This is a genomic window from Streptomyces sp. NPDC048504 (genome assembly GCF_043200035.1).
Taxonomy (GTDB): Bacteria; Actinomycetota; Actinomycetes; order Streptomycetales; family Streptomycetaceae; genus Streptomyces.
On the sequence record NZ_JBICXA010000001.1, the window covers coordinates 34,747 to 46,814 of the forward strand.

The window sequence follows — 12,068 nt, forward strand, 5'->3', positions numbered from 1 at the left end:
CCCGGCATGATCAGTGGTATGGACCACTTCCACAGCACCGAGGCCGCCGTCACCGCCCTCCGCGCCATCGCGTCCGAGTACTCCCGGGAGATCGAGGTCACCCATGACATCGGCGCCGACCAGACCTCCCGCCGCACCTCCGCGGGCTTCGGCGTCACCACGGACCCGGACGGCTCGCTCCCGCACGAGGCCTTCGCCGAGTTCGGCGGACTGCCGCGGGTGAGCGTGCGGCTCTATCCCGAGGACGACGCCCTGATCACGGTCGAGGGCATCGACTGCCCCGACGTCGCGCGCGACGACGTCCCTGCCTTCCTCCGCTCCGTCTTCGACGGCCACGCCTACGTCAAGACCCGCAGCTTCCCGCCCAGTTGTCGCCTGATCGTCCCGCTGCCCGGTGACCGGACGCACGAGGAGTGGATCTCGATGATCATCCTCACTCCGTGGCTCAACAGCCGCATACGGTGACGGTTTCACGTGAAACACGGACAGCCGCATAGCCTGGGAATCATGAGCCTGCGTCTGAGCACCGTGATCCTCCCGTACCGCCGCTGGAACGAGGGGAGCCGCGACTCCTGGCAACGCGCGGAGCAGCTCGGTTTCCACACCGGTTTCACCTACGACCACCTGTCCTGGCGCACCTTCCGGGACGGCCCGTGGTTCGGTGCCGTACCGACGCTGACCGCCGCCGCGGCCGTCACCGAGCGGATGCGTCTGGGCACCCTCGTCACCTCAGTCAAGCCTTTTTCGCCTATCGCGCATTGACTTGCAGAGACGCGACTTGGCGGGTGACGGGGGGCGTTGCGCGTAGCCACAGCCGGGTGAACGTCGCGGCTACTTCCCGACGACGCTTTGTCGCAGTAGGCGACGCCAGTTCGAGGACACGCGGGCTGGGTGCGTTGCGAAGGTCGAATTCACATCTTGTCGGCCACGGCTGGCTTGTGCGGTCCTGCGCTCGGACCGCTTTGTCATACCCCACCCGTACCGTAAGAGCAGCAGCATCGAGCGGGAGAGGTGTCCGTGACTGAAGTGGGACTCGAGGACCTGATCAAGGACCTCGACCAGAAGGCGAAGGACGAGTTCGCGTCCACCCCAGAAGTGGTGGACAAGGGGCACAACCTCGACGTGTCTGCACTGCCGATCACTGCGAGGAGGTGGCACAAGGTCACCGACGCCGTCGCCGTGGTCGCGGACTTGAAGGGCTCTACCAAGTTGGGTACTGGCAAGTGGGCCGCGAGTACGGCCAGCATCTACGAGGCGAGCACCGGCGGAGTCGTGAGGATCTTCGACGAGTTCGAGGCCAACTTCCTGGCGATTCAGGGAGACGGCGCGTTTGCACTCTTTTGGGGGGACCTCCGATACGAGCGTGCGCTGGCCGCGGGGATCACAGTCAAGACGTTCAGCGTCGACCTGGTGAAGCGCCTTGAAGACCGCTGGCCGAACGACTCCGAACTGCCCAGCACTGGATACAAGGTCGGTGTCGCATCCAGCCGTCTCCTCGTCAAGCGGGTCGGTACGCCGCGCAACATCAACCAGCAAGAGCCGGTTTGGGCGGGCAAGGCTGTCAACTACGCTGCCAAAGCAGCACAGTCGGTCGACCGACACCTTATGGCCGTGACTGGCAGCGTGTGGGACAGGGTTGAGAAGAATGACTACCTGGCTTACACCTGTCCGTGCGGCGAGGGACCGTCTGACACCATCTGGGGCGACCACATCATCGATCGTCTTCCCGACGGAGATCCAGAGGCTCAAGGACGCGTGCTGTCATCCACTTGGTGCGCCATCCATGGGGAGGAATACTGCGCGGCCGTCCTGCGCGGCGAGAAAAAGCGCAACGACGTCGATCACCTGAAACGGGCGGCCGCTTCGACTCAGATGCGCAAGGCAATCTGGGTGAAGGCGCAGCAGGAACGTCAGACGCTGCGAGCACGACGTGCTGGATTTCCCTCGTGATGCCACAACAGGACTCCCCGGCCGGCGAGCAGGCCGGGGAAGGCGTCGCAAGTTCGAGCAGTCTCCAACCGGAACACGCATGGAAGGCGCTAAGCCTAGTTAACGACTGGGTGAAGCACGCTGAGACCAAAAGCGTCGCGACCCTGGCCGCCGCTGGCGTCGCTGGCGGGGTTGCCTACAACTTGCTCAAAGACCAGAGCGACCCTGGGATCATCCTTGACGTCGTTGCGGCCACTGGCTGTCTCATGATCTTTCTCGCCGGACTATTCGCTTTGGCCGCCCTTGCGCCGCAGCTGAAACCCCCTTTGCGTGGCGAGCTTCGCGCGAAGCTGCGCGGCATGTGGGCGAGGCGGAATGTTCCTCGTAGCGAAGGCGAGGCCGAACCAGCGCAGGCCGAAGCTGAGCGCAGTCCAACAAACCTGCTGTTTTATGGTGACGTAAAGCGTCAATATGAGCATGATGCGCCGACATATGCACAGGTACTGGCCACGCTTACAGGAAACGCCGAAGAGATCACCAATCACATTGCACTTCAGGTGCACGCAAACTCTCTCGTCGCGAATAGGAAGTACGTATGGGCTAACCACGCAATCCGAGCGCTGCGTGTAGGTCTCATTTGCCTGGCCCTAATCGCACTGCTCACTGCCACTCACTAATTTCCATGTTCCACAGAGATCTCACCATGACTCAGGAAATATAGAAGTTGCACCATATTAGTCACGACTTGAGCAGCTTGCAATAAGCGCACGCCCCCAGGCATGAGACAGTTATTCTGCGCCCGATCTTGCGATCCAACGTGCGACACCTTCAAAGGCATTTAGCGCCCGCATATCATAGGGGCCGAAGAAGTCCTGACAGTCACGGCCAAGGCTGCTGTAAAGGGCTGCGGCCCCTCGCACATCGCCCGACTGACCGGTGAGTTCGGCGTGCTCTACGCGTGCCTCAACCACCGCCTGGTCCTGCGGCCCGAACCGGAGTTCCAGTTCGAAGATGCGGCGATCCAATACCCGGATGCGCTCCGAATGACGAGTTTCGCTGTCCACGTCTTCAGACAGGGCTGTTGCCTGTCCGCTCGCCTTGGCCAGGTCCTCAATGCCGAGAGAATTCTGGATATCTCTCATCACTTCCGCAACCGCTTCGGCGCTTCGTGGGCGATACGCCGGGTCCTTGGCCAGGAGAATCCGGACGATGGAGTCGAGTTGGTCGGGCACGCCTGGCCGGTGGGCACTCGGAGGCGCCGGCGAATCGTCCTGGTGCATTCTGCCCACGGTCATGGGGTCGTCCTGAGGGCTGCCGAAGGGAGGACGCCCAGCCAACATCTCGTACAGGACGCATCCCACTGAGTACAGGTCACTGCGCACGCTGCCCGGGCTGTCGTTCCACCGCTCCGGTGCCTTGTACAGCGGGGTGCCCACGCCCGTCTGGGACTGGGTGACATCAGCGAAGGACGCCAGCCCGAAGTCAACGATCTTCACCTCGCCCTGGTTCGTGATCATGATGTTGTCTGGCTTGATGTCGTGGTGGAGGACCTTGCGGGAGTGCGCGGCAGCGAGGCCCTCGCAGATTTCGCGTGTCCATCGAACGGTTCGCTCAAGTGTGAGAGTGGGGCCAGTCTTCAAGTGACTGGTGAGCGACCTGCCCTGGATGTACTCCATGACGATGTAGAGCTCACCGTCATGTTCGCCAGTGTCATAGATGTGTGCGACGTGGGGGTGGTTGACCCGCGCCATGGCAAAGCCCTCGCGCTCGAACCTTTTCACCGTCCAATCAGTGAACTCCGTGGGGGCTCCCTGCTGGCGGAGGCGTCGCCGTGCTAGGAATTTCAGGGCCACGGTGCGACCCAGCTTCATGTCCTCGGCTGGCCACACGTCGCCCATGGCACCGCTGACAGGGCCATCCTTCGCTTTGAAACGGCCACCGATCAGCTTGGAGGTGTCCATCCGGTCCCTTTTCTACTCCCGGGCAGGGTCGCGTCAATCCGTCGATTACTTATGCTCGTGTTGCATTCCCCATTGGGTGAGGGAAGTCAGTTGCCCCATCGCCTCGCGCCATTCCTCGAAAAAGTCCTCGTGCTGGCGTAGCGCCTTGACTAACGTCGTGACAGCCTCATATCGCAACCGGTTTCCCTGATCACGTACGTGCTTCTTTCGAAGTGGAAGGCTCCAGATCTCCCAAATCGGCCACGTGAAAATGCCGATCGTGAGCAGGGCGAATATCCACCGTGCCACTCCGTCGACGAACGGGACCACGAGTGCCCCACTGAAGGCACCGATCACCAGGGCTGCAACCACGCGAGGCCATCTGCGCACCACAGCGTCCGACTGGACCTGGGTCTGCTGCTCGATGTACGTGGTGAGCTCATCGACAAGCGGCTCAGGTTCCACCATCAGCCGCAGGTCCGTAGCCACCCTGCAGGACCAACCTGCGACGCTCAACGTGATGTGCCGCGGAAGGCGGTGCTGAGAGAGGGCGATGAATCGTTGCGCAACGTTCTCCAAGCCCGGCCAGATAGCACGTAAGGCCATAAGGCGGGCGGGCGGGCCGAGCCGTACTTCGTCCGGCTCGAAAACGGCTTGGTCGAGCAGCGTTATGAGTGCGACCGGGGCTGAGTCAGGGGCGAGTGACGACTCGTGTGCCCTGACGGCTTCCTCAAGGTCTCCCTCGTGTTCGATAATGCGCTCAAGTCGCCGCATTTTCACGCGCATATCCGCTTCATCCAGCTCGAGTTGGTCGATGAGGCGTTCCAGAGCACTCTCGACGTGACCGCCGCCGCTGACCGGCGTATCGACCCCGTCGACTCCGTCCGGGAATACACGCCGGAGATAGGACAAGGTCATATCGGGCACGGTCGCCAGTTCCCAACCGCCCCGGAGTACCTCCCACTGGTGGTCACCGCATGTCTCACGCAGAGCTGTGTACCGGTTCTCGGCAATGCGGCTACGCAGGTTCATCAGGCGTGATTCCAGGTGAGTGCCACCGCGCATGTCGGGGGTTGTATCCGCACCGATCACGAGGTGCGAGTTGCCTCGGTTCCATCGCGCCATGGCTTGCTGGGCATACCCGAGTGCCTTCTCGCCCAGTTCCCTGCTCGCGATCGCGTCCAGGACGACGAAGAAGTCCTGCCCCAGTTCGTCGGGGTCGAGTGACTGGAGGTACAGGTCCATCCATGCGGCGGCTTCGTTCTCGTCTCCGAGGCGAGAACATGTCAACGAAAAGAAGAGGTTAGCCTTGGCGGCGTCCAAGGCGCAGGCGTGTGCGCGGGCGCGCCCACCTTGCTCGTCCTCGTTGCGGAACTTGGCCGCGACCGCCATGGTGGCGGGTGCAAGCCAGTACGTCGGTTCGAGGAGCAACCGCTCCTCAGAGCAGGCCCGCACGGTAGCTGTGTTCACCACGTTCCTGTAGATGGCCTGCGCGGTGAGGGTGTGCACAAGGCCGCGGGCTAGGGCACGGGTCTGCTTGCGCTGTGCGAAGTTTGCGTGCCACTCCGTTGTCAGGCGAGACAGTTCGGCCTGAGCCTTGGAGACTTCTCGGTCGCGTCCGTACTGCTCGATGAAGGTGTCAAGGGTCTGGCGTGTGTCGGTGACAGCGCTCTCCAGCTCTGCGATCTCCTGACGCACATTGGTGACCTCGCTGCTGAGCCTCACGACGTCGGCTTGCACGCCATGCAGCCCTCCTCTGAAGCTGTCCAGCTTCTCCTCGTGACGCCCTTGCCCCTCCTCTACACCTTCGATTCGTTCGCTGATTCGGTGCAGTGCTGAGTCCGGCTCAAGCCAATCTTCCATGGCCTCCCCCGAGGTCATCGCCGCGTGCGGTGCGTAACTGCTTATTGTCGGCTGCACATGGGCCTTGAGTCGGCAACTGGCTTGATTTATAGCGGTATTGAGCCGTTTCGGCCAGTGTCAGTGGGGGGTGGCAGTATGACGTGTCACGTGACCAGCCGATCGGACGGGAGCACTCCTTGCGTGAGATCGTTTACTTGTCGGAGAGCAAGCTGCGGCAGTTCGTGCCTGAGCCGCGACGTGTCCCGCGTACGGGTGCCCTCCGCTTGACCACGCCGCTTGGCGGTATCGACATGGACGCGCCAGCAGCAGACATAGAACAGGGGCAGTTGCGGCACCTGCGTGACGTATACAAGCATGTTGAGCTCGTGGCGGATTGGTACGCGGTGCCTAACCTGCGTCCTGGTCAGTGGGTACAGTTCGAGACGCCTCTTCGTTGCGTAACGCTCAGCGGCGCCCACCAGGATCTCGTACTGTTCGTGGACCCAGCAGGTGGCAGAGGAACAGCCCCGGTGGGTGACGGAGGCTGTCGTTTGCTCATGCATGGGTCGGTCCGGCATCTGAGGAGCTGGACCCCGATGTCGGTGGACGGTCCCGCGTTGGAGGTGGAGAACTCAGCCTCCAGCCTGGGAACTGCATTCGTCACCAGGGTCGGCCAGGTCGTAGAGGCGCTCACCAGCCACCGGGACCCGCTGCCAGCGGAGGACACTCCATCCCGGACAGAGGTACGACTGCACGGCCGAGGCGTGCAGGAACTGTTGGACACGCTGGACGATGAGGATGCCAGCATCGACATGTCCGCGATGATGACTGGGTACGCGCGTGTAACCGGGCTTCTTCCGAGTACCCGTGCAACACCTCGGTGTGTAGTGGCGAGCCCTCTCGTGGTGGAGTACGCGACAACCGACTCTACGCGGGTTCCCGTGTGATCCCACGGCAACTTCGCGTGCCAGAAGGCCCAACCACGATGTCAGCGAAGTGACTGCTGGGTATTCACTGCGACCCACTTTCGGTGCGTCCACTAATCGAGCTGCTTGAGCGCTTCTGTGGCGATGCGCTCGAAGACGGCCTGGTCCGCAGTGAAGTCCGAGTCGGGAATGGGCCAGTGGATCACGATCTCGGTGAAGCCGAGCTCCCGGTGGCGGCCGGCGAACTCGACGAAGGCGTCCACCGACTCCAGCGGGCGGTTTCGGTCCGGGGTGAAACCGGTCAGCAGGATTTTGTCGAGCTCGGCCAGGTCCCGGCCGAGCTCCGCGCATGCCTTGTCGAGCTGGCCGACCTGGCCGCGCGTCGCCTCCAGCGACTGCTCGGGGGTCCCCGTTTCATACAACTTCGGGTCACCGGTAGTCACCCACGCCTGCCCGTACCGGGCGGCGAGCCGCAGTCCGCGCGGGCCGGTCGCCGCCACCGCGAACGGCAACCGGGGCTGCTGCACACAGCCGGGGATGTTCCGGGCCTCTTCGGCCGCATAGAAGGTGCCCCGCTCCGTCACTGCTCCCTCGGTGAGTAGCCGGTCAAGCAGCGGCAGGAACTCGCCGAACCGGTCCGCCCGCTCCTTCGGCGTCCACGCCTCCTGACCCAGCACGGTGGCATCGAAGCCGTTGCCGCCGGCACCGATGCCGAGGGTAATCCGGCCGCTGGAGATGTCGTCGAGCGAGATCAGCTCCTTGGCCAGCGTCACGGGATGCCTGAAATTAGGCGACGTAACCAGGGTGCCCAAACGCATCTGCTCCGTGACGCCCGCCGCGGCCGTCAGCGTCGGGATCGCGCCGAACCACGGGCCGTCCCGGAACGAACGCCATGAAAGATGGTCGTAGGTGTACGCGGTGTGAAACCCGAGCTCCTCCGCGCGCTGCCATGAGGAGCGGCCTCCCTCATGCCAGCGGCGGTACGGAAGGATCACGGTGCTCAGGCGCAGGCTCATGTCTCAGAGCCTACGGCGCTGCTCGGCGAGCCTGAGACACACAGGGCTCGGCGCAGATCCTGGGCCTGACCTCGCAGGAACACCGGTGACTCCCTCCTACAGAGGTGAGCGGGCGGCCTTGAGGAACACCGTCCTCGCATGTTCCACGTCGCTGGGCAAGCGCTGTTGGTCGTCCTGCGCGAGCGAGGCCAGGTGCTGTGCAGAATCAACGACCGCACGAAGCGGTGACTTGCCATGGAGACACTCCCCTGGACCGCCTGCATCCGAACTATGCCGCCTCCGCCTCCTGCGCCGCCTGGCGCGCCAACCGGTGCGCCTCGGGCAAAGCGTCGGGCGTAGTCAGAGGAAGGCGCACCGAGTGGGGGTTGTCGGCCTGAACGTCGCGCGCTACGGCGTAACGGCAGCCCTGCGCCGCCTCGCCGGGCAGACGGAAGTCAAGGTAGGTGCGGTCTGGTCGTACGTAGCAGTACGCGCCCACCTTGCGCGGTCCCGGCACATAGAGCTTCACGTAACTGGTCTTTTCGGTTCCGAGTTCGGCGACCGCCCCATGCTCGCGGACCTCCATCTCCACGAAGGAGACGAAGATGTCGGCGTACGAGAAGGCGGCCCGGGTGCGCAGCAACGCTAGGACGTCCGGGTCCAGCACCGACGCGGTCTGCGGCCCCTCCGCCTGCGTCGTGGTGTGCAGGCTGAACTCGGCTCCGTGGACAGCCAGCGCGTCGATCAGTGCCGGCAGTTCCTCAGGACTCGCGTGGATGCTGACCTTGATCACGGCATTCCACCTCTTCGATATCGATCACGACCGCGCGAACCTCAGCGGCCCGCCTCACAGGCAGCCTAGCCGCCGCCGACACTTTACTGTCAACTGCTGCTCGCCTTCTTTCATCAACTGTTCGCTTCTGTTCGAGCCTCCGCGTCCCGGACGCGCTGCCCCGCCGACAACCCCCACAGCACACGCCCACACCCTGACAGACCTGGTCCGTGGCGCCAGTACGCCTGGTCACAGCTACCGTTGGCCGACATCTTCGACGCACGCCCCCGTCGTCAGCGACCGAAGTGCACATGAGCTGCCCAAAGGCCGGGGGACAGCGGATGCCGGGCTCGCACGGCGACGACTGCTGTGTGCAGTGCCCGAGCCGGGGTGGTGGCGTTCGGTGGCCTGGTGCCGTCTGCTGTCAACTGCGCGTAGACGGTCGCGGCGATGCGTGTGGCGGAGGTGCCCTGGACCTTCCACAGGCTGCCGATGACGTTGCGATACCCGGCAGTTTGGAAGGCTCCGGTGATGTGCAGCGCCTCGTCGACAAACCTCGGCGCGGTGTCGCTAGTTTCGCAGGCCGAGAGATAGGCCAGGTTCGCGTGCGGGATGTCGAGCCGAGAGACGTCAGCCACGGTGAACGCACGCGTCTGGTGGTCATGGAGCAGCAATCTGCTGTAGCCCCTGCCGCGTAGGTCGCTGACCCCATGGCAGACGAAGTGGGCGACGGAGTTTTGGCGCATGGCCGCCGTCACCGCGTCACGGGTTGCATCCGGGCCGTACAGGGACGTGACGTTGGGAAGGAGGCTCTTCAGGGCAAGGCACTCCTCTTCGGCCGAGCGCAGGACAGGCGCACCCGGTGTGTCCGGCAGTCCGACGATCAGTGTGCCGCCTTCGCGGTATCCGTCGGCGGGCGGAGGCTCGTCGGTGCCTGGCCCACCGTCAGGGCCCGTCGCCCGGCGTGCGTACGCCAGCGCCCCGACGGTGGGGGTGTACGAGGTGACTGCGCGGTCGAGAACCGACGGCCCGCTCCCGGCCTCGTCGTATCGCTCGGCCGCGTGCAACGGGAGGAAGGCCATGATGCCCACCGGACACCACCACAACCTGGGCAGGGCTGTTCCATCGGGCGGCGGGACGTTCATGCCGCAGGCGTCCAGCACGGGCGACGCGACCGTGTGCCACAGGTCGCCGAGTACCTTGCCCAGATCCCGCTGGGCGGTCCTTCGTGCGCCATAGCTCGGTTCGTCGTAGATTCGTGTATAGGCCGACCGCAGCCGCACCACTAGGTTCAGCGCACGTTCCCACGAGAGCCCGGCCAGTTCGACGACGTCGACCGGCCGGTCACCCTCCGGACACAGGACGAGCGCGTCGCTGCGCAGAGGGCCTGCGTAGACGGTGACGACGGGTCCCTCGGCGGCCTGCGCACGCAGTTCGCTGAGCGTGGGCGGCAGCAGAAAGCGTGAGAAGTCGTCGTGGGAGCGCCTGATACGGGCCAGCAGATCCGTCCAGTCATCCGCGAGTTCCTTGCGGCGCCGGGCGGCGGCGCGGTCGGAGAGGGCAGGGTCGAGACCGGGGCCGGTGGTCGAGGGCAAGAGGCTGTCGGCCGCTTGGGTCCGGGCACGGAGGCTGCGAAACTCCTCGGCGAGGCCCGGTTCGTGGTCCGCCAGCGCGTCCAGAGGAGTCCGGGTTCCTACCAGTTCCGCTTGAAGCAGCACGCGTGACTGCTCCAGCAGTTCCAGGGCGCGTCCGGGCTGTCCTGCGGCGGTGGCGGCCCCAGCCGCCTCGGCTGCCAACCCGGCCACCGCGCCGAGGCCGGATTCCCGGTCCCCGCGAAGGAGTTCGCGGGGTGCGATCCTCGGCAGCAGGTCGACGGCCCGTTCGAAGGCGACGAGGGCGTTGGTGGGGTTCCCGGCGAGGTGGGCCGCTCGGCCGGCCAGCCGCGCGGCTGCAATGCGGTCCTTTGCCCTCACTTCATGGCGTGCGGCGACACGTTCTGTCAGCTCGTCATGGGCTTCTTCGAGTGCCGCGCGCCCCTGGCTCCGGTCGGGATGGGCGCCGCCGAGAGCCAACAGCGCCTGTCCGAGCGTACGGACCGCAGCGGGCATCAACATGGATTCCGCGGGCAACATCGTCACCGCCTCGCGGGCCAAGGCCACCGCCTCCTTGAGGGGTGTCACGCTGCCGGGCCGCGCCGCCTCTTCTTCCGGCCCTGCCTCGCACAGCGACTGGGACAGGATCAGCAGCGCACCAGCCATGTCCGGGTTGTCGTCGTCCAGCGCGGCTACGGCCGAGCGGCAGATGTCAACAGCCTCCTGTGCGGCTGCGGGGTCCCGGCTGGTCCGAACTGTCTCCAGCAGCAGTCGGGCGAGGTCGTACAAGTTCCCGGCGTGGTGGGGATGTTCGGGCGGGCAGCAGTTGACGGCGAGCCGTGCCAGAGTCACGGCCTCGGCAAGCGGTTCGGGGTCCTGTTCGTGTGTGGAGAGCAAGTGGAGGGCGTTGACCAGCCGGTTGATCACCACCACGCGGTGTGCTTGCCCGTCCGTGGTGGCCGCCAGGGCCCGGCGGCCCGCCTCCACTGCCCACAGCAGAGATTGCAGGTCGCCGTCCCGGTCATGGCGCAGCCGGAGCGCGAGGCACAGATCCGCGAGCGCGGTCGCGGCCACAGGCCCGCCCGTCGCCTCGCGTGCGACGGTGACGGTATGGCGGACATACTCCTCAAGGCATGCATCGTCGCCGGTGTCGCTGTACAGCAAGCGCAAGCAGGCGGCGAGGCTAGACAAGCATAGGACGCGGTCCAGGCGGTCGTCCCCGACGGTTTCCACCGCCTCCCGCGCTGACGTGAGCGAGGCGTCCATCAGCGTGCGGTCGCCGGTGCGCGCGGCCAACGCCCGCAGTGCGTTGGCGTGGTTGGACAGGGCGATCGCTCGGCGTGGGTCTTTGGCGACGAAGGCGGCGATCGTAGCCACCCCCATCGTGATCGCCTCGTCCGCCATGCCGTCGTCATCGCTTCGTTCGAACAGGGACACCAGCGCGTTCTGCAGGTTGCCTGTCACGATGGCACGCAGCGGATCCTGCCGGTCCCGGGTAAGCGCCTCGGCCTCTCTACCCACCGTCACCGCCTCGTCCAGCGCGGCACGCTCACGGGTGTTTGCGCGGTACAGCGAGTGCAGCGAGTTGCACAGGTTGGCCATGCGGCCCGGTCTGTTACGGTCAGCCAGATCGGAGCGTCGTACGGCTTCGCGGTTCACGCCGACGGCCTCAGTCAGCAAGTGTGCGCCGCCTTGACGCTGGTGGAGTTCCTCCAGGGCCGATCCGAGATTCGACAGCAGGGCGACGTTCGACGGTCGGCCAGCCGCCGCGTCACGAATCCTCGTCGCTCTGCCGGTCTCGACGGCCTCGACTAGCAGCGTGATTTCGCCGGTGCGAGCGAACAAGGTCTGCAGGGCACCAGTCAGCTGGAAGTGGTGGGTGTCGCGCGCCTCGAGGGCGGTGACAGCTGTCCTCAGCTCGCGGACGATCTCCCGGAGGACGCCGAGGTCCTCCGCGCGCCGGTACGCGTCCAGCAGTTCGCTGAGGGATTGCTGATTCGGCCCGTCGAAGCCGTCGGGCTCGGGAAGCGTCACGTGTGCCCTGCCGTTCTGTCGCACTTTCCGTCTCGCCG

The 12,068-nt window shown here is 65.1% G+C and carries 9 protein-coding genes and 1 pseudogene; 5 read left to right on the top strand and 5 right to left on the bottom strand.

Features of this window, described 5'->3' with window-relative positions:
• The first annotated feature begins 6 nt into the window (after nt 1-6).
• From ACGFY9_RS00165 to ACGFY9_RS00180, 4 genes and pseudogenes are all read left to right on the top strand, one after another.
• The gene (locus tag ACGFY9_RS00165; protein ID WP_393750403.1) at nt 7-465 is read left to right on the top strand and encodes a hypothetical protein; all 459 of its coding nucleotides are present in this window, start codon (nt 7-9) and stop codon (nt 463-465) included.
• A gap of 42 nt (nt 466-507) precedes the next feature.
• Nucleotides 508-732: pseudogene (locus tag ACGFY9_RS00170) on the top strand (LLM class flavin-dependent oxidoreductase); the annotation flags it as partial.
• A gap of 285 nt (nt 733-1,017) precedes the next feature.
• Nucleotides 1,018-1,950, top strand: a complete 933-nt coding sequence (locus ACGFY9_RS00175) for a hypothetical protein (RefSeq protein WP_393750405.1) — start codon at nt 1,018-1,020, stop codon at nt 1,948-1,950.
• The gene (locus ACGFY9_RS00180; RefSeq protein WP_393750407.1) at nt 1,950-2,606 is read left to right on the top strand and encodes a Pycsar system effector family protein; all 657 of its coding nucleotides are present in this window, start codon (nt 1,950-1,952) and stop codon (nt 2,604-2,606) included. Before ACGFY9_RS00175 ends, ACGFY9_RS00180 begins: the two co-directional genes overlap by 1 nt.
• A 111-nt stretch (nt 2,607-2,717) precedes the next feature.
• On the opposite strand, the gene ACGFY9_RS00185 is transcribed toward ACGFY9_RS00180, so the two are convergent.
• Together ACGFY9_RS00185 and ACGFY9_RS00190 are read right to left on the bottom strand one after the other, a co-directional pair.
• Complete coding sequence (locus ACGFY9_RS00185; RefSeq protein ID WP_393750409.1) at nt 2,718-3,890, bottom strand: serine/threonine-protein kinase; 1,173 nt, start codon at nt 3,888-3,890, stop codon at nt 2,718-2,720.
• Between the two features lie 45 nt (nt 3,891-3,935).
• Nucleotides 3,936-5,732: a hypothetical protein gene (locus ACGFY9_RS00190; protein ID WP_393750411.1), complete on the bottom strand. Its 1,797-nt coding sequence runs from the start codon at nt 5,730-5,732 to the stop codon at nt 3,936-3,938.
• Between the two features lie 140 nt (nt 5,733-5,872).
• Here ACGFY9_RS00190 and ACGFY9_RS00195 point away from each other — a divergent pair, with 140 nt between their 5' ends.
• The gene (locus ACGFY9_RS00195; protein WP_393750413.1) at nt 5,873-6,658 is read left to right on the top strand and encodes an SAVMC3_10250 family protein; all 786 of its coding nucleotides are present in this window, start codon (nt 5,873-5,875) and stop codon (nt 6,656-6,658) included.
• A 92-nt stretch (nt 6,659-6,750) separates the two neighbouring features.
• Here the strand turns inward: ACGFY9_RS00195 and ACGFY9_RS00200 are convergent, their stop codons facing one another.
• From ACGFY9_RS00200 to ACGFY9_RS00210, 3 genes are all read right to left on the bottom strand, one after another.
• Nucleotides 6,751-7,653, bottom strand: a complete 903-nt coding sequence (locus tag ACGFY9_RS00200; protein ID WP_393750415.1) for an LLM class flavin-dependent oxidoreductase — start codon at nt 7,651-7,653, stop codon at nt 6,751-6,753.
• Between the two features lie 268 nt (nt 7,654-7,921).
• Nucleotides 7,922-8,425: a hypothetical protein gene (locus ACGFY9_RS00205; protein WP_393750417.1), complete on the bottom strand. Its 504-nt coding sequence runs from the start codon at nt 8,423-8,425 to the stop codon at nt 7,922-7,924.
• Between the two features lie 272 nt (nt 8,426-8,697).
• Entirely contained in the window at nt 8,698-12,030 is a 3,333-nt protein-coding gene (locus ACGFY9_RS00210; protein WP_393750419.1) for a CHAT domain-containing protein, read from the bottom strand.
• Nucleotides 12,031-12,068 lie beyond the last annotated feature (38 nt).

Coding starts and splice junctions, on each gene's coding strand:
- ACGFY9_RS00200 (WP_393750415.1), bottom strand. CDS start 7,653: ATGAGCCTGCGCCTGAGCACCGTGATCCTTCCGTACCGCCGCTGGCAT.
- ACGFY9_RS00185 (WP_393750409.1), bottom strand. CDS start 3,890: ATGGACACCTCCAAGCTGATCGGTGGCCGTTTCAAAGCGAAGGATGGC.
- ACGFY9_RS00165 (WP_393750403.1), top strand. CDS start 7: ATGATCAGTGGTATGGACCACTTCCACAGCACCGAGGCCGCCGTCACC.
- ACGFY9_RS00190 (WP_393750411.1), bottom strand. CDS start 5,732: ATGGAAGATTGGCTTGAGCCGGACTCAGCACTGCACCGAATCAGCGAA.
- ACGFY9_RS00180 (WP_393750407.1), top strand. CDS start 1,950: ATGCCACAACAGGACTCCCCGGCCGGCGAGCAGGCCGGGGAAGGCGTC.